Annotated in this window: 19 protein-coding genes; 8 read left to right on the forward strand and 11 right to left on the reverse strand. The window is 65.7% G+C overall.

The annotated features are described in order from the left end of the window. Together VGH54_RS19265 and VGH54_RS19270 are read left to right on the forward strand one after the other, a co-directional pair. A partial coding sequence (locus VGH54_RS19265; RefSeq protein WP_331513673.1) for a limonene-1,2-epoxide hydrolase family protein occupies nt 1-196 on the forward strand: 196 nt, incomplete at its 5' end. A gap of 5 nt (nt 197-201) precedes the next feature. Continuing rightward, nucleotides 202-615, forward strand: coding sequence for a DUF5313 domain-containing protein (locus tag VGH54_RS19270; RefSeq protein WP_331513674.1), 414 nt, complete (start codon nt 202-204; stop codon nt 613-615). A gap of 3 nt (nt 616-618) precedes the next feature. On the opposite strand, the gene pspM is transcribed toward VGH54_RS19270, so the two are convergent. From pspM to pgsA, 5 genes are all read right to left on the reverse strand, one after another. Then, nucleotides 619-1,440 carry a phage shock envelope stress response protein PspM gene (pspM, locus tag VGH54_RS19275; RefSeq protein WP_331513675.1) on the reverse strand — a complete coding sequence of 274 codons (822 nt, stop codon included), beginning with the start codon at nt 1,438-1,440 and terminating at the stop codon, nt 619-621. A 15-nt stretch (nt 1,441-1,455) separates the two neighbouring features. Further along, nucleotides 1,456-2,280 carry a phage shock protein PspA gene (gene pspA, locus VGH54_RS19280; protein WP_331513676.1) on the reverse strand — a complete coding sequence of 275 codons (825 nt, stop codon included), beginning with the start codon at nt 2,278-2,280 and terminating at the stop codon, nt 1,456-1,458. An 88-nt stretch (nt 2,281-2,368) separates the two neighbouring features. Next, nucleotides 2,369-2,692 carry a transcriptional regulator ClgR gene (clgR, locus tag VGH54_RS19285; protein WP_331513705.1) on the reverse strand — a complete coding sequence of 108 codons (324 nt, stop codon included), beginning with the start codon at nt 2,690-2,692 and terminating at the stop codon, nt 2,369-2,371. Between the two features lie 78 nt (nt 2,693-2,770). Beyond that, the gene (locus VGH54_RS19290; protein WP_331513677.1) at nt 2,771-3,259 is read right to left on the reverse strand and encodes a CinA family protein; all 489 of its coding nucleotides are present in this window, start codon (nt 3,257-3,259) and stop codon (nt 2,771-2,773) included. Further along, nucleotides 3,237-3,833: a CDP-diacylglycerol--glycerol-3-phosphate 3-phosphatidyltransferase gene (gene pgsA, locus VGH54_RS19295; RefSeq protein ID WP_331513678.1), complete on the reverse strand. Its 597-nt coding sequence runs from the start codon at nt 3,831-3,833 to the stop codon at nt 3,237-3,239. The genes VGH54_RS19290 and pgsA overlap by 23 nt, the downstream gene beginning before the upstream one ends. A gap of 81 nt (nt 3,834-3,914) precedes the next feature. Here pgsA and VGH54_RS19300 point away from each other — a divergent pair, with 81 nt between their 5' ends. Further along, on the forward strand, nt 3,915-4,463 hold the full coding sequence (locus VGH54_RS19300; RefSeq protein ID WP_331513679.1) for an amino-acid N-acetyltransferase: 549 nt from the start codon (nt 3,915-3,917) through the stop codon (nt 4,461-4,463). 141 nt (nt 4,464-4,604) lie between these two features. On the opposite strand, the gene VGH54_RS19305 is transcribed toward VGH54_RS19300, so the two are convergent. Then, nucleotides 4,605-7,109 carry an FtsK/SpoIIIE family DNA translocase gene (locus VGH54_RS19305; protein ID WP_414688750.1) on the reverse strand — a complete coding sequence of 835 codons (2,505 nt, stop codon included), beginning with the start codon at nt 7,107-7,109 and terminating at the stop codon, nt 4,605-4,607. Nucleotides 7,110-7,246: 137 nt separating this feature from the next. Between VGH54_RS19305 and VGH54_RS19310 the strand changes: the two genes are divergently transcribed. From VGH54_RS19310 to VGH54_RS19320, 3 genes are all read left to right on the forward strand, one after another. Further along, entirely contained in the window at nt 7,247-7,561 is a 315-nt protein-coding gene (locus tag VGH54_RS19310) for a putative quinol monooxygenase (protein ID WP_325687444.1), read from the forward strand. Next, on the forward strand, nt 7,558-8,379 hold the full coding sequence (locus tag VGH54_RS19315) for a mycofactocin-coupled SDR family oxidoreductase (protein WP_331513680.1): 822 nt from the start codon (nt 7,558-7,560) through the stop codon (nt 8,377-8,379). Before VGH54_RS19310 ends, VGH54_RS19315 begins: the two co-directional genes overlap by 4 nt. A 110-nt stretch (nt 8,380-8,489) precedes the next feature. Further along, nucleotides 8,490-8,924, forward strand: a complete 435-nt coding sequence (locus VGH54_RS19320; protein ID WP_331513681.1) for a hypothetical protein — start codon at nt 8,490-8,492, stop codon at nt 8,922-8,924. Here the strand turns inward: VGH54_RS19320 and VGH54_RS19325 are convergent. Genes VGH54_RS19325 through VGH54_RS19345 form a run of 5 tightly spaced genes read right to left on the reverse strand, consistent with a single transcriptional unit; the run spans nt 8,911 to nt 14,091 of the window. Beyond that, nucleotides 8,911-10,587, reverse strand: coding sequence for a ribonuclease J (locus VGH54_RS19325; protein WP_331513682.1), 1,677 nt, complete (start codon nt 10,585-10,587; stop codon nt 8,911-8,913). The genes VGH54_RS19320 and VGH54_RS19325 overlap by 14 nt on opposite strands. Nucleotides 10,588-10,606: 19 nt before the next feature. After that, complete coding sequence (dapA, locus tag VGH54_RS19330) at nt 10,607-11,509, reverse strand: 4-hydroxy-tetrahydrodipicolinate synthase (protein WP_331513683.1); 903 nt, start codon at nt 11,507-11,509, stop codon at nt 10,607-10,609. Between the two features lie 55 nt (nt 11,510-11,564). Next, the gene (thyX, locus tag VGH54_RS19335) at nt 11,565-12,317 is read right to left on the reverse strand and encodes an FAD-dependent thymidylate synthase (protein WP_331513684.1); all 753 of its coding nucleotides are present in this window, start codon (nt 12,315-12,317) and stop codon (nt 11,565-11,567) included. Between the two features lie 17 nt (nt 12,318-12,334). Next, a complete protein-coding gene (locus tag VGH54_RS19340; RefSeq protein ID WP_331513685.1) occupies nt 12,335-13,387 on the reverse strand; it encodes a polyprenyl synthetase family protein in 1,053 nt (350 codons plus the stop codon). Next, nucleotides 13,384-14,091 carry a hypothetical protein gene (locus VGH54_RS19345; RefSeq protein WP_331513686.1) on the reverse strand — a complete coding sequence of 236 codons (708 nt, stop codon included), beginning with the start codon at nt 14,089-14,091 and terminating at the stop codon, nt 13,384-13,386. Before VGH54_RS19345 ends, VGH54_RS19340 begins: the two co-directional genes overlap by 4 nt. A 116-nt stretch (nt 14,092-14,207) precedes the next feature. Between VGH54_RS19345 and VGH54_RS19350 the strand changes: the two genes are divergently transcribed. Next, nucleotides 14,208-15,671 carry a hypothetical protein gene (locus VGH54_RS19350; RefSeq protein ID WP_331513687.1) on the forward strand — a complete coding sequence of 488 codons (1,464 nt, stop codon included), beginning with the start codon at nt 14,208-14,210 and terminating at the stop codon, nt 15,669-15,671. After that, a complete protein-coding gene (locus VGH54_RS19355; RefSeq protein WP_331513688.1) occupies nt 15,668-16,183 on the forward strand; it encodes a hypothetical protein in 516 nt (171 codons plus the stop codon). The genes VGH54_RS19350 and VGH54_RS19355 overlap by 4 nt, the downstream gene beginning before the upstream one ends.

Here is a 16,183-nt window from a genome sequence, read left to right on the forward strand (position 1 = left end):
CGCCGTACTCACCGAACGCACCGACGCGCTGATCTTCGGGCCGCTGCGGCTGCAGTTCTGGGTCTGCGGCGTATTCGAAGTCCACGACGGACAGATCACGTTGTGGCGCGACTACTTCGATTTCTTCGACATGTTCAAGGCGACCCTGCGTGGCCTCGCGGGCCTGGTGATCCCGTCTCTGCGGACCTCGCTCTGACGACGATGATCGACAGGGCGGTGCGGCCCAACGCGCTTCAGTTCATCCGGTACTGCTGCGGCGGGCAGCTGCCCGACTCGATGCGGGACTGGGTGCGCAACGATCTGACCAGCAAAGGCGCGACGGGCCGGATGATGCGACGGGTCGCTGTTCCGGCGGTGCTGGTACTCGCCCCGTTCTGGCTGATCCCGACGACACTCGAGGTCCATCTGAGCATGACGTTGCCGATCCTGATTCCGTTCGTGTACTTCTCACACGCGCTGAACAAGGTGTGGCGCCGCCACATGCTGCAGGTGCACGGACTCAATCCCAATCTGGTGGACGAGCGCCGAAGTAAGCGCGAAGAGCAGATGCGCCAGGCCTATATCGAGCGCTACGGCCCCAGGGACGAGTCGACCAGCCACGGCCAGGACATCTGAGCCCTACGCCCGGCGGGGTAGCCCGCCGAGTTCGTCGAAGGCCTGCGACCAGCCGACCAGACGATCGGTGGCACCGGCCAGCTCGTCACGGTAGCGCTGTCGTGACACGACCAATGCGGCGCCGCGATCACCATTCGCCGATGACACCAATTGCGCTGCCGCGGTGACCATTTCGTTGTACTGACGCACCCCGGCGCTCAATTGTGCGGTGAACGCGTTGATGGTGGGCGCCAGATACGCGCGCGACTGCGGCGTGCCATTGGCCGCACGCTCCATCGACACCACCTCCGCGGCGGTGGCCGCCATCGCGGCCGAGCTCTTTTTGGCCGCGGCGGTTATCTCACTAATCTCGCTGTCGGGCAGCATGTTTCCGCGCTCCATCACCCCGAGCAACGAGAAGAAGCCCCGCTCGGAAGCACCGAGCGCGTACATCGCCGGTCGGGCCGCCGAACTCGGCGGCGGCAGGCGCCGCATGTTGGTGGGCCGCTGCGCGGGCAGCGGATCGGCTTTGAGCCAGCGGTAGCGGATCAGCAGCAGCGTGGCGATCATCGCTTGCACGACAGCGACTCCGCCGGTGATCTCCAGCAGTAGCGCGAACCAGCCCCATGCCGCCAGGATCGCCGTCACCACACCCCAGAACACGCACCCCGCACTGAAGATCAGACCCCAGCGCAGCGCGCGGCGCCGGCGACGCAGCTGCCGTTCCCGCGGATCGGTGGCGGCGCTGATCTTCTGGATCACCAGCTCGGAAAGGTCGCTGGCCGTGTCGAGGCCGCGCATCAGCAATGTCCGCCACGCGGAATTGCGACCGGGCTGGACCGCCATCGACTCGCTCGTCCCCTACTGACCGAAGGGCTTCTCGGTGGGTGCAGCCGTAGGAGCCGATGCCGGGGTGCTCGGCGCAGCCGCGGATTCGCTCGCCGCGCCGCCGGCCGGCAACGCCTCACCGCGCATCGACGCCCGGATCTGCTCCAACCGCGAGTGGCCGGCCATCTCCACACCGGCCTGCTCGACCTCGATCATCCGGCCCTGCACCGAGTTCTGTGCCAGCTCGGCCTGACCGAGCGCGTTGGCGTAGCGACGTTCGATCTTGTCGCGGACCTCGTCGAGATTTGGCGTCGTACCGGGCGCCGCGATCTCGCTCATCGACCGCAGCGACTTGCTGACCTGCTCCTGCATCTTGGCCTGCTCCAGCTGGCTGAGCAGCTTGGTGCGCTCGGCGATCTTCTGCTGAAGCACCATCGCGTTCTGCTCGACGGCCTTCTTGGCCTGTGCGGCAGCGCCCAGCGCCTGGTCGTGCAACGCCTTGAGGTCTTCCACGCTCTGCTCAGACGTCACCAACTGAGCCGCGAACGCCTCGGCGGCGTTGTTGTATTCGGTGGCTTTCGCGGCGTCTCCCGCGGCGGTGGCCTGGTCGGCGAGTGTCACCGCCTGCCGGACATTGACCTGGAGCTTCTCGATGTCGGCCAGTTGGCGGTTGAGCCGCATCTCGAGTTGGCGCTGGTTGCCGATCACCGACGCGGCCTGCTGGGTCAGCGCCTGGTGCTGACGCTGCGCGTCCTCGATGGCCTGCTGGATCTGCACTTTCGGGTCGGCGTGTTCGTCGATCTTCGAGTTGAACAGCGCCATGACGTACTTCCACGCCTTGACGAACGGATTGGCCATGGGTTTAGCTCCGCCTTTGTGTGTAGGTGTCTGCCCTGAGGCTCAACTTATCGCCTCCGCCGCGATTGCCACACCCTCGCTCGCCGGACTAGGCGACGGCCATCGAGACGACGGACGGAATGACGACCTTGGTGCTGGCGTCGATGTTGGCCGCACTCGCGGTGGCCACGGCTCGCTCCTGGCGGATCAGCTGTTCGCTGGCGTCGACCAGTAGCTGAGACAACGACACGTCCAACGCATCGCAGATCGCGCTGAGCAGCTCGCTGGAGGCCTCTTTGCGACCGCGTTCGACCTCGGACAGGTATCCCAGGCTGACCCGCGCCGAGTCGGAGACCTGGCGCAGCGTCCGGCCTTGCTTGGTGCGGGCACGACGCAGTACGTCGCCGAGGACCTCGCGTAGCAATGACGCCATCGCGCTCTCCTTACGTCCGGTCACTTGATTCTTCATCAGGTCAACGCACGCCGCGCAGTCAATGGTTCCCGGGCCGGCTTACTCGGCCGCGACCAGCGCCCGTAGCCTGCTGATCGACTCACGCACCGCCGACACCCGGATGTCCCAGCGCGTTCCGGTGAGCCTCAACTCGATCACCTCGGTGTCGACCGGGCCGGCCAGACCCATGAACACCGTGCCCACTTCATGCCCGCCGTGCGGCTCGGGTCCGGCGACACCGGTCAACCCGACACCCCAGGTGGCATCGCAGCGTTGGCGCGCGCCGACGGCCAGCGCTCGGGCGGTCGGGCCCGCGACCGGGCCGACCTCGTCGAGAATCTGCTGCGCGACGCCGGCCAGCACGACTTTGGTGTGCTCGGTATAGGTGATCAGGCCGCCACGCAGGACCTCGCTGGCACCGGGCACCCCGGCGAGGGTCGCGGCCAGCAGCCCCGCGGTCAGCGACTCGGCGGTCGCGACGCTCTGCTTGCGGACTGTCAGATCGGCGACCAGTCCACGCGCATCGTCACTGAGCAGCGGGTCGTCCACGAGCATCCCTTGCGGCGGAGGCGACGTAGTCCAACCCGGTGAGCACGGTGAGCACGATCGCGGCCGCCATCACCACCCATGCGGCCACTAGCCAGGAACCCGACACCGGCAGCACGAACATTCCGATCGCAACGGCTTGCACGAGGGTTTTGAGCTTCCCGCCGCGACTGGCAGGGATGACGCCGTGACGCAGCATCACAAACCGCAACACCGTGATCCCGACCTCGCGGGTCAGGATGACGGCCGTCACCCACCAGTGCAGGTCACCGAGCATCGACAACCCGATCAGCGCGGCGCCGATCAGGGTCTTGTCCGCGATCGGGTCGGCCATCGTGCCGAATTCGGTCACCATGCCGTAGTTGCGGGCCAGCGCACCGTCGAAACGGTCGGTGATTACGGCGACCGCGAAAACGATGAAAGCGATTATCCGGCTTGCGGTTTCGTGCCCGTTGCCGGCGAACAATGCCAGCAGGAAGACCGGAACCAGCACCAGCCGCAACAGCGTGAGCACGTTGGCCAGGTTGGTGACCCGAACGCGCGGGACTACTGGACCTGTTTGAGGCTGCCCCGACACCGCAACAGAATATCGGTTACCGGACCGCTGGGCCTTATTACCCGCCACGTGGCGCCACGCGCACTCAGCATCGTCGCCGAAATGGCCCGAACCGATACTCTGCAATTCGTGAACGCAGCGAGCGATCCACCGGCCAACGGGCCTGCGATCCGGCGCGCGCGAACCTCTGACGTCCCCTTGATCAAGGATCTCGTCGACACCTACGCGGGCAAGATCCTGTTGGAAAAGAACCTGGTGACGCTGTATGAAGCGGTCCAGGAGTTCTGGGTGGCCGAGCACGAAGGCGTCGTGGTCGGTTGCGGCGCATTGCATGTGTTGTGGGCAGATCTGGGCGAGGTGCGCACGGTAGCCGTCGACCCGTCGATGACGGGACGCGGCATCGGTCATGCCATCGTCGACCAGCTTCTCCGGATCGCCCGTGACTTGCAGCTGGAGCGACTGTTCGTGTTGACCTTCGAGACCGAGTTCTTCGGCCGCCACGGGTTCACCGAGATCGAGGGCACCCCGGTGACGGCCGAGGTTTTCGAGGAGATGTGCCGCTCCTACGACATCGGTGTCGCCGAGTTCCTGGATCTCAGCTACGTCAAGCCGAACACTCTGGGCAACTCGCGGATGCTGCTGGTGCTCTAGCGAAGCGGATTCCCTCGCACCCATGGCATGCGCGCAGGCCGTGCCGAAGGATGGCGTGTTCCTCGGCGTGCTGGTCAAGCACAACGAGGACGGCTGGTGCATCCACGACTACCAGGCGTCTCGGCTTGATTAGTTTGCGGCTCAGTCGATTTCGCTGCCGGCATCCGAGCCGTCGGCGCCTGCGCCGCCCCGGATCAGCGCCAGCGTTCCAGCCAGGTCCTCGGGCTTGACCAGCACGTCGCGCGCTTTGGAACCTTCGCTCGGGCCGACGATTTCGCGGGTTTCCATCAAATCCATCAGCCGGCCGGCTTTGGCGAAACCGACCCGAAGCTTGCGTTGCAGCATCGATGTCGAGCCGAACTGGCTGGACACCACCAACTCGACGGCTTGCAGGAAGACATCCATGTCATCGCCGATGTCGGGGTCGACATCCTTGCGTTCGCCGCTGGTCTTGGCTGTGGTGACGCCTTCGGTGTATTCGGGTTCGGCTTGGTCCTTGCACGCCGTGACGACGGCGTGGATCTCCTCATCGGTGATGTAGGCACCCTGCAGCCGCAGCGGCTTGCTCCCACCCATCGGCAGGAACAGGCCGTCGCCCATGCCGATCAACTTTTCGGCGCCGGCCTGATCCAGGATCACGCGGCTGTCGATGAGCGACGACGTGGCGAACGCCAGCCGCGATGGCACGTTGGTCTTGATCAAGCCGGTTACCACGTCGACGGAGGGGCGCTGAGTGGCCAGCACCAGGTGAATGCCTGCGGCGCGGGCCTTCTGGGTGATCCGCACGATGGCGTCCTCGACGTCGCGCGGCGCGGTCATCATCAAGTCGGCGAGCTCGTCGACGATCGCCACGACGTACGGGTAGGGCCGGTACTCCCGCTGGCTGCCCAGCGGCGTGGTGATCTCTCCGCTGCGCACCTTCGCGTTGAAGTCGTCGATGTGACGCACTCGGGATGCCTGCATGTCCTGGTAGCGCTGTTCCATCTCCTCGACCAGCCACGCCAGCGCCGCTGCCGCTTTCTTCGGCTGGGTGATGATCGGCGTTATCAGGTGCGGAATGCCTTCGTAGGGCGTCAGTTCCACCATCTTCGGGTCGATCAGGATCATCCTGACCTCTTCCGGTGTGCACCGGGTGAGCAGCGAGACCAGCATCGAGTTGACGAAGCTGGACTTACCGGAGCCGGTGGAACCCGCGACCAGCAGGTGCGGCATCTTGGCCAGGTTGGCCGAGATGAAGTCACCTTCGATGTCCTTGCCCAGCCCGATCACCAGCGGGTGGTGGTCACGGCGGGTCGACGGCGCGGTGAGAACGTCCGCCAGGCGGACCATTTCGCGGTCGGTGTTGGGCACCTCGATGCCGACGGCGGACTTGCCCGGGATCGGCGCGAGCATCCGGACGCTCTCGGTGGCCACCGCGTAGGCGATGTTGCGCTGCAGCGCGGTGATCTTCTCCACCTTGACGCCGGGGCCCAGCTCGACCTCGTAGCGGGTGACGGTCGGCCCGCGGGTGCAGCCGGTGACCGCGGCGTCGACCTTGAACTGTTGCAGGACCGAGCTGATCGAATCGGCCATCTGATCGTTGGCGGCGCTGCGCTTCTTCGGCGGATCGCCGGACACCAGCAGGCTCAGAGGAGGCAGCGTGTACGAGCCCTCCACAACCCGGTCGAGGACCCGGGTGTCTTGCTTGCCAACGGGTTTGGCGTCGCGCTTGCGGCTGCGCGACGGCGTGGGCTCAGGCACCGTCGGGCTGTCGTCCGCGGCGACCGGGCCGGCACTCGACGGCCACGCCTGGGCTTCGTCGTCGCCGTACGCCGAGGCGTCGTCGTAGTAACCGTCGGAGAAGTCCTCGGCGACACCGGCTTTTATGCCCGGCTCGTCGTAGTACTCATCGCCGTCGCGGTAGTCGAACATCCGGGTGCCGAACATCGAGCGCAGCGTGTCAGGCAGTTCGCGGATCGTGGTGCCAGTCAACAGAAGTAGGCCGAACAACGCGCCGATGAACAATAGCGGCGCGCAGATCCACTTGGTCAACCCTTCCGAGAGCGGTCCCCCGATCGCGAAGCCGATGAACCCCGTTGCGTGCGCACGCCCCGCCGGAGTGTCCGGCGAGCCGGCCCACAGGTGCCACAGTCCCAGCACCGGGAGCGCCACCATTGCCGCGCCGAGCACCAGCCGGGGGCGGGCCTCCGGATTCGGCTCGGTGCGCATCAACAGCACGGCGATCGCACCGGTGACCACGGGCAGCAGCACCACCGCCGAGCCGATGAAGATACGCAGCACCGAGTCGACCCATGCGCCGACCGGGCGGGCGGCATCGAACCAGGAACTGGCAGCAATAACGACGGCCACCCCCAGCAGCGCCAGAGCAATCCCGTCGCGACGGTGGCCCGGATCGATCTCCCGGGCCCGGCCCACAGACCGCGCCGTACTACCAGTCCCCTTGGCCAGCATCAGCCACGATGCGCGCACGGCGCGACCACACGCCAGCCCCGCGTTGGTCACCAGCGAGTGGTTGCGGCGCCTGGCGGGCCGGCGCGGAGCCTTAGCGGGCCTTCGCGCCGGGCTACGCCGCGGCTGCGCCGACCGCGAAGAGCTCTTTGACCTGCTCGTTCGGCCTCCGGAGCGCGCGACAGTCTTGCTAGCCATGCGGCAAGCCTAATCGCTAAAACACCATCTGCACCATCCGCCACACTGGTTACCTGGCCGTGACCATCCAACCGGCGATTCAGCGGCGAAAACAGCTGGGTAGGGTGACACCCGTCACTCATCTTCAGGAGGCCTGCATGCCCGTCGTCGTCGTCGCAACGCTGACCGTCAAACCCGAATCGGTCGACACCGTTCGTGACATCCTCACGACCGCGGCCGAGGAGGTGCACGCGGAGCCCGGTTGCCAGTTGTATTCGGTCAACCAATCGGGCGAGACGTTCGTGTTCGTCGAGCAGTGGGCCGATGAAGAAGCGCTGAAGACCCATAGCAGCGCTCCCGCGGTAGCCAAGATGTTCACCGCGGCCGGCGAGCACCTGGTCGGTGCACCCGACATCAAAATGCTGCAACCAGTTCCCGCCGGCGACCCGGACAAAGGGCAAATTCGCCCGTGACCGGAGGCCCACTGGCCGGCAAGGTCGCTCTGATCACCGGCGCCGCCCGCGGACAGGGGCGCGCCCATGCGGTCCGACTGGCGGCCGATGGCGCGGACATCATCGCGGTCGACATCTGCGCGCCGATTGCCAGCGTTCCCTATCCGCTGGCGACCGCCGACGATCTTGCCGCCACCGTCAAACTCGTCGAAGACACCGGCGCACGGATCGTGGCCAAGGAGGCCGACGTGCGCGACCGAACGTCGTTGTCGGACGCGGTTCGGGCGGCTGTTGACGAACTCGGCCGACTCGACATCGTGGTCGCCAACGCCGGTATCGCCCCGATGCAGTCGGGTGACGACGGCTGGCGCGACGTCATTGACGTCAATCTGACCGGGGTCTACAACACCATCAAGGCCTCGATACCGGCCTTGATCAAACAAGGGGCAGGCGGGTCGATCGTGCTGATCAGTTCGGCCGCCGGACTGGCCGGCGTGGGCAGCCCGGACGCGGGTTCGGTAGGCTATGCGGCCGCCAAGCACGGCGTCGTCGGTCTGATGCGCGTGTACGCGAATCTGCTTGCCAAACAGAACATCCGAGTCAACTCGATTCACCCGACCGGCGTCGAGACACCGATGATCGACAACGACTTCACCCGGGGATGGCTGGCCAAGATGGCAGCCGAGTCTGATTCGCCGGGCAGCATGGGCAATGCGTTACCGGTGGAGGTGCTCCAACCCGAAGACATAGCCAACGCGGTGGCGTGGCTGGTGTCCGACCAGGCCCGCTACATCACCGGTGTCACCCTGCCGGTCGATGCGGGGTTCCTGAACAAGTAGCACGTAGCGAGAAACCCTGCGGCACAAAGCGAATCGAGCTAAGTCTGCCGCGACACGCCGTGACGTGGGCGTTCCCGCGATCTGAGTGCTTCGTTCGTCATACTTGATACGTGGCCAGCGACGAGGCTGTCCCGCTACCGGGCTTACCGCCGGGGGCATCTGCCGAACCGGCGTACCGATTCCTGTCACGACATCAGGCCGCCGTCATCGACGCGGCCGCCCGCCGTCTGGATCCCGACCCGCACGAGCTCCACGTGACCGTTTTCGTTGACCGTCTGCTGTCGGTGTTTCGCGTGGCGCCCGGCGGCCTCTACGCGGTGGGATCGTTGCGACAACGGGTCGCTGAGCTTCGCAGCCAGTACTGCAGCGGCATCGCTCTTCTCGACGAGCTGGCCGGCGGCGATTTCACCGCGGTACCGCCGTTGCGGCAGCAGCTCATTCTGGCCCAGGGTCAGCTGGCAGCCTTTGCAGGTTTGCTGTTCGGCCACATCGTCGAGGCGATGGGTCACACCGAGCCCGAGGGCGCGGACCTCAGATCTCGATAACGGTCGGCACGATCATCGGCTGGCGACGGTAGGTCTCCCCCACCCACTTGCCGACCGCGCGACGGACCGCCTGCGCGATCCGGCCCGGATCGGTAACGTTTTCGGCCGCAAGCGATTCCAACTCGGCTTCGACTCTGCGGACAGCGGGCTCCAGCGCTTTGGGGTCTTCGGAGAAGCCCCGCGAATGCACTTGCGGCGGGGCCGCCGCCTTCCCGGTACCGCGCCCGACCACGACCGTCACTGCCACGAAACCCGATGACAGGATGAGCCGTTCGCCCAATGTGATGTCGCCGACGTCACCGGTGATCAAGCCGTCGACAAACATCTTGCCGACCGGTACCGCGCCGGCGACGCGCACCGCGCCGCCAACCAGGTCAACGCTGACGCCGTTCTCGGCCAACACGATCGATTCTTCGGGTACCCCGGCGCTGGCCGCCAGCTTGGCGTTGGCTCGCAGCATCCGCCAGGTGCCGTGTACCGGCATAACATTGCGGGGGCGGATCCCGTTGTAGAGGAAAAGCAGCTCCCCAGAGTAGGCGTGACCCGAAACATGCACGCGGACTTGCTGATTGGTGACAACGCGAGCACCGATCTTGGCCAGCTCGTCGATCACGCCGTAGACCGCCTCTTCGTTTCCCGGTATCAACGAGGACGACAGGATGATCAGATCCTCAGCGGTCAGCGTGATGCTGCGATGCTCGCCACGCGACATCCGCGACAGGGCCGACATGGGCTCGCCCTGCGTTCCCGTGGTGATCAGCACCACTTGCTCGGGTGCCATCATCTCGGCGGAACCGATGTCGACCAGGTCGGAATCGGCCACGCTCAAGAAGCCAAGATCACGCGCAATCCCCATGTTGCGCACCATAGACCGTCCGACGAACGACACCCGCCGGCCCAACGCCGTCGCCGCGTCGATGATCTGTTGCACCCGATCAACATTGGACGCGAAGCACGCGACGATGACGCGGCCGTGAGCGCCCCGCATCAACCGGTGCAGCGTTGGCCCGACTTCGCTTTCCGACGGCCCGACACCAGGAATCTCGGCGTTGGTCGAGTCGCATAGGAACAGGTCCACTCCGGCGTCGCCGAGCCTGGACATCCCTGGCAGGTCGGTGGGCCGGCCGTCCAGTGGCAGTTGGTCGAGCTTGATGTCGCCGGTGTGCAAAACGGTTCCGGCACCGGAGCGCACCGCGATGGCCAGCGCGTCAGGGATGGAGTGGTTGACCGCGAAGTACTCGCACTCGAATACCCCGTGCGTGGTGCGCATGCCCTCGGCCACCTGGACGAAGACCGGCTTCACCCGGTGCTCACGGCATTTCGCGGCGACAAGGGCCAGGGTGAACTTCGAGCCGACGACCGGAATGTCTGAACGCAGTTTGAGCAGGAACGGGATTGCCCCGATGTGGTCTTCGTGGGCGTGCGTGAGGACAAGGGCCTCGACGTCGTCGAGCCGGTGTTCGATGTGACGCAGATCAGGCAGGATCAGATCGACGCCCGGCTCGTCGTGGGTGGGAAACATCACCCCGCAGTCGATGATCAGCAACCGGCCCAGGTGCTCGAAAACCGTCATGTTGCGGCCGATTTCGCTGATTCCGCCCAGCGCGGTCACCCGCAAACCACCGGTGGTGAGCGGACCTGGCGGTTGACGGTCTACATCCACCTGCGAGCCACCCTCTGGCTCACCTGAGCACCGACGCTGCCCGCATGTCGGCAGCCAGCGCATCGATCTGTTCGGCCGTGGCGGCCACCTGCGGCAGCCGCGGGTCACCAACCTCGATGCCCTGCAGGCGTAGTCCCGCCTTGGAGAGCGTCACACCGCCCAGGCGGCTCATCGCGTTGCTCAACGGGGCAATCGCGACGTTGATTTTGCGAGCAGTCGTGACATCCCCGGACGCGAAGGCAGACAGCAGGTCTCGGAGCTGGCCAGCCGCCAGGTGGGAAATCACGCTGATGAAACCGGTGGCGCCCATCGCCAGCCACGGCAGGTTCAGCGCGTCATCGCCGGAGTAGTAGGCCAAGCCCGTCTCCGCCATCAGCTGCGCGCCGCCATGTAGATCGCCCTTGGCGTCTTTGACCCCGACGATGTTGGGGTGCGCCGCCAATACGCGCAGCGTCTCGAATTCGATCGGCACCACCGAGCGCGGCGGAATGTCGTAGAGCAGCACCGGCAATGGCGTCGCGTCGGCGACCGCGGTGAAGTGTGCGACCAGCCCGGCTTGCGGAGGCCGCGAGTAGTAGGGGGTGACCACGAGCAGACCGTTCGCCCCCTCGGCCGCACACGCCTTGGCCAAGTGGATGCTGTGCGCGGTGTCATAGCTGCCCGCACCGGCGATGACGCGGGCGCGGTCGCCCACCGCTTCGAGTACAGCCCGCAGCAGGGCGAGCTTCTCGGCGTCGGTGGTGGTCGGCGACTCGCCTGTGGTGCCGGATACGACCAGGCCGTCGCAGCCGCTGTCGACGAGGTGGTTCGCCAACCGGGCCGCGGCCGGGAGATCCAGAGATCCGTCCGGGGCGAACGGCGTCACCATGGCGGTCAGCAGCGTGCCCAAACGCGTGTAAACGTCGAATCCGCCGGTGCTCACGGACCCCAGATTACCTGGCGGTGGCAACCCCATTTGGCACCGCTGCGTGCTTTGCTCAGGCCTCGGTGGCCAGCGGACTTGTCGCCACCTCGGTGCCGTCGGCCAGCGCGGAGATCTGGAAGTCGCCGAACACGGCGGGCGCGACGGCGACCAGCTGCCGAAGGCACGCGATGGCGAGCCGCCGGATCTCGACGTCGGCGTGCTCGCTGGCCCGCATAGCAATGAAATGCCGCCACGCCCGGTAGTTCCCCGTGACGACGATGCGGGTCTCGGTCGCGTTGGGTAACACGCTGCGCGCGGCCTGACGGGCCTGCTTGCGGCGCAGGACTGCGTGCGGCTGATCGGCGAACTTGGCTTCCAGCCTGCTCAGCAGCTCGGCGTAGGTGGCGCGGCTGGCGTCGGCGGCCTCGACCAGGATGCGCCGCAATTCGTCGTCGTCTTCCATGCCGGGCGGCACGACGACCTGCGATTCGTTCTCCGGCACGTAGCGCTGCGAGAGTTGGGAGTAAGAGAAATGCCGGTGCCGGATCAGCTCGTGGGTGCACGATCGCGAGATCCCGGTGATGTAGAGCGAGACACTCGCATGCTCGAGCACCGAGAAATGGCCGACGTCGATGATGTGCTGCAGATAGCCGGCGTTGGTCGCCGTCTTCGGATTGGGCTTCGACCAACTCTGGTAGCAGGCCCGTCCGGCGAACTCGAGCAGCGCCTGGCCACCGTCGGCGTCGGTGCTCCACGGCACGTCAGACGGTGCGACGAACTCGGTCTTGGCGATCAGTTGCACGTGCAACGGCGCGGTCTCGGCCACGGCGAACACCCTAGCCGTCAGCGCCAGCGGGCCCAGACGTACGGCACCAGTGCCCGCAGGAAATCGAGGTCCGGCCCGGGTTCTGCGCCGGCGAACGCGTGCTCGAAATACTCCTCGGCGACCAGCAGAATGCCCTCGGCGTATTCGCTGGTGTACTCGATGCTTCGGTAGTCGTCCATCAGTGCGCGCACGCGGTGTACCAGCTCGGCCGAACGCTCCGCGCGACTGCGCAGCAGATAATCCCGCACCAACTCCCGGTCGCTGCCCCGCGCTGTCGAGAACAAGTGAACCAGCGGCAGCGTCCGCTTGCCCTCATAGAGGTCGCCCAGAATCTCCTTGCCATATACCTGTTCGTCGCCCACCAAGTTCAACAAGTCATCACGAATCTGGAACGCGGCGCCGAAGTGAAAGCCGAACCGCACCAGCGGACCGAGGTCGGCAGTGCCGCCTGAGCCGACGATCGCGCCGACCCGCAGCGGATGAATGGTGGTGTACCAGCACGTTTTATGCATGATCAGATGCAAGTAGTCTTCGGGCCGCAAGTCTTCGACCTTGTCCAGTTGCCAGCCCACCTCGGTCGCCTGGCCCTCGAGCGTGCGCATCGCCATCGTGTCGAATTCGGCCCACACCAGATCCGCGAGGTCGCGGTCGAGCCGCCGGGTCGCCCGCCGCAACACCTGCCCGGCAACCACGGCCAGCGCATCGCCGGCGTTTAGGGCAGCGGCCACGCCATGCGTGGCAGCCAATGTCGGCCTGCCGCGCCGCATTTCGCTGCCGTCGGCGATGTCGTCATGCACCAGGAATGCGTTGTGCAGCATCTCGATCGCGACCGCCAGACCCAGCAGTTCATTCGGGTCGGCGCCGAATGCCCGCCCGGCCGACAGACACAACGCGGGCCGCAATGCCTTACCCGGCCGCGACGGATACTCACGCATCGGCGCATAGAGCCACTGACTGGGCTCGCCATCGGGCATCGCGTCGAGCATGGATCGGCGTATCAGCTTGGCAACCTCGCGCAGCCGCTCGTCGACCACCGTCACCAGTTCAGCGCGGTCGGCGGTGCTCGTCATGTGCTCGGCAGCCGGACGGTGAGAACCACGGGAAGCCACAGGTCAGGGTTGCCGGTTGCCAGCAGTGTGCCCCGATAGACGCCGGGGCGGACATCGGAGGCAACGTCGACCGTCACGATGACGCCGCGACTGGACCGGGCCGGCATCGGCACGACCGCGGTGTCGATTCGCAGCCCTGCCGCCGGAATCACGTTGCCGTCGTGGCTGAGCAGGTCGCTGGCATGTAACCGGACATCACCGCGGTCGTCAGATCCCCTGTTGTGCAGCCACACCTCGCAGCTCGCCGAATCCCCCACGGCCACATCGAAGTTCACGCCACGCTTGGAGCCCGGATCACCTACGTCCAGACTCACCGACTCGCTGCCGGTCTTGGCCGTGGCCGGGAGCGACCGAAGCAGGAACTGCCCGGTCATCGACCACCACGCCCGGGTCAGCCGTTCGAATTCCTTGATGCCATCAACCGCACCGTTGCCGTTCACCGCAGCGTTGCCGTTGGTTACCTGAGTGTCGGACGGTGGCACCGCCGTTTTCCGGTCGGAGTTCGATTCGACGGCCCGGACGAATCGGTCGACGATCCGACTGGCGGCACGGAACCCCTCGGCCTGAATTGCACTGAGCGCCCGCGCATTCGCGGCCGGGTCGAAGACCGACGCCCACGGTAAATCGTCGATTGTGCCGTCGTCGTTGAACCCCCGATTGGTCAACGATCCTCCCGCGGATTCAGCCGTGTTGCACCATGGACCAATAGCATGTGAGTTAACGCTGTAAATCAACCCGTGCGACGGTATGCTACCTGGGCAAACCGGCGATCGGAGGCGCAATGGCGACGACCGATGAAGCGACACCCCTGCAAGCTCTCCTCTCGCTCTATGGGGCCCTTGATAAATCGGCCATCCGCGGCGGTGCGGGAATAGAAGCCACAGTCGAGCGCTATCTTCCCGGCAGCACCGGCCCCAACGTCGGCTGGTACGACGAACTCCTGGGTTTTCTGAGCGACAGTGCCAACCGTGACTCTCGCTTTGCGGAAGAACCGCCCGCGGCCCCGGATCTGAGTGACGCGCTGACCATCCTGCAGAGCCAAAACCACTCCGTTGCGCCAGGCGCCAAGCCCTCGCTGACAGCGGTGCAGTTGTCGCGAATGGTTTATGGAATCGGCGCACTCAGCCACCTGCCGGACGATTACCTACCGCGGGGGTGGGAGACCCAGTTCGCCCGAACCCTCGCAGTCGCCAGCCCCAAGCCCCCCGAGCAGCCGGGCTATCAATCGGCCTCGGTGAGCGGGCCGCCGCCGAGCGGCCCCCCGCCGAACGGCGAAAAGCTGCTGGCACTGCTGCGGCGCCAGTTCGGTAGCCGTGACGATTTTCCGCAACTGATGGAGTATGCAGCGCAGCAGAAATGGGTCGACAGTCTGGTAGCTGACGTGCCGCTCTGCGAGGTCAAGGCCAAGTTTGTGCGCGGTCACCTCTGTGTCGTACTGACCACCGAGTTCGAGAGTGCAAAAGCTTCGCTCGACGAAGTGAAGAACGTCATGGATCCGCTGAATTGGCCCAAATGCCTGCCGTTCTTCTGCTCGATGGACAAGGAGGATAACCGCCCCGACGGTTGGCGACGGGTGCTGGAGCATGTGAGCACGACATGCCCGATTCCGGGGACGCCCCAGATGGTGACGCCGCTGAAGTACTGGAACGGGCAGGACACAAGCCGGCCGCAACCATCGGCGTGGGTCAATTACGCGCTCGATGACGATCCGGCACCCGGCGAAAAGGGAGACGGCCGGATGGTGGTCGACGACGGTTTCATCAGGATGACGTCGACAGTCAAGAATTCGGCGCAGAAAGGCGTACGCGTACGTACCCAGAAGGTTGCCGGCTTCCGCAATTTGGCATTTTTCCCTGCGGCGCTATTTGCCTGCCTAGTGGGATACGCCATCGCGGGAGAGGACATGGTGCTGATCGGCGTCGCGAGCCGTGCCGCCAACTCGACGGGCTGGACGAACTGGGATCCAACGACTTACACCGGGGGGAGCGGTTCCACGCAACCGGGCCAGCCGGCCGGTGGCGTAGACCCCACTGGTCGCGCGGTTGCGCTGGCGGTTGACATGCTCAATGACTGCATCGACGACATGTCCAAGAAGAGCGCGGCCCTGGCTGCCCAGTGGGCAACCGGGACGATGCCGGTCGCCGAGACGATGTCGTTCACCGCCGACTTGGCGGCCCGGCTGGCGACCGACCCGTGGCGCTACCTGGAGCGGCTGGCCGACCCGACTCAAGGGGGTGACAAATGATCGATCCCAGCACGCGCATCACTCGATACGCCGAATCGATGCGGAGCCTCGTCAACCAGGCGGGTTCGCTGCTGCTGCATTCCAGCGACCAGGTCAACGACGGAACGTTCGACCTTGCGCAATGCGCCAAGTCAGCCCAGCAACTAGCCAGTGCGGCCTTGACCACCGGCCTCGAAATGGCGCCTCTGATGATGTCGATTCCGTGCGGTCCAGTGTCATTCGACGAGCTCGAACTCTCCGACTTCATCGAGGTTGATCCCGACAACCAATGCGAAAGGGTGCTCTCCGTTGCCAAGTCGTTCGTCCAGGACGGCGCGCCGTCGTATGTGATCCCGGACCCGTTGATCGTGTTTGTGCCTGGAATCTTGCGCGTTTACGCCAAACGGTTCCGGGTGGGAACCAGCTGGCCGAACCTGCAAAGCGGCACATACCGGGGCCAGGTTCGGCTGACCCGCACCAAGCCGGCTACCCCAAGTGCCGCCGAGGTCCTGGACGTCATCGTCGATCTGTGA

It is taken from the genome of Mycobacterium sp. (assembly GCF_036488105.1).
Classification (GTDB): Bacteria; Actinomycetota; Actinomycetes; order Mycobacteriales; family Mycobacteriaceae; genus Mycobacterium.

Excerpts from the sequence above, each read along its gene's own strand:
- VGH54_RS19305 (WP_414688750.1), bottom strand. The coding sequence starts at position 7,109 with ATGGCTAGCAAGACTGTCGCGCGCTCCGGAGGCCGAACGAGCAGGTCA.
- VGH54_RS19270 (WP_331513674.1), top strand. The coding sequence starts at position 202 with ATGATCGACAGGGCGGTGCGGCCCAACGCGCTTCAGTTCATCCGGTAC.
- clgR (WP_331513705.1), bottom strand. The coding sequence starts at position 2,692 with ATGGCGTCATTGCTACGCGAGGTCCTCGGCGACGTACTGCGTCGTGCC.
- pspA (WP_331513676.1), bottom strand. The coding sequence starts at position 2,280 with ATGGCCAATCCGTTCGTCAAGGCGTGGAAGTACGTCATGGCGCTGTTC.
- VGH54_RS19310 (WP_325687444.1), top strand. The coding sequence starts at position 7,247 with ATGCCCGTCGTCGTCGTCGCAACGCTGACCGTCAAACCCGAATCGGTC.
- VGH54_RS19350 (WP_331513687.1), top strand. The coding sequence starts at position 14,208 with ATGGCGACGACCGATGAAGCGACACCCCTGCAAGCTCTCCTCTCGCTC.
- VGH54_RS19300 (WP_331513679.1), top strand. The coding sequence starts at position 3,915 with ATGGCCCGAACCGATACTCTGCAATTCGTGAACGCAGCGAGCGATCCA.
- pspM (WP_331513675.1), bottom strand. The coding sequence starts at position 1,440 with ATGGCGGTCCAGCCCGGTCGCAATTCCGCGTGGCGGACATTGCTGATG.
- VGH54_RS19340 (WP_331513685.1), bottom strand. The coding sequence starts at position 13,387 with ATGACGAGCACCGCCGACCGCGCTGAACTGGTGACGGTGGTCGACGAG.
- VGH54_RS19355 (WP_331513688.1), top strand. The coding sequence starts at position 15,668 with ATGATCGATCCCAGCACGCGCATCACTCGATACGCCGAATCGATGCGG.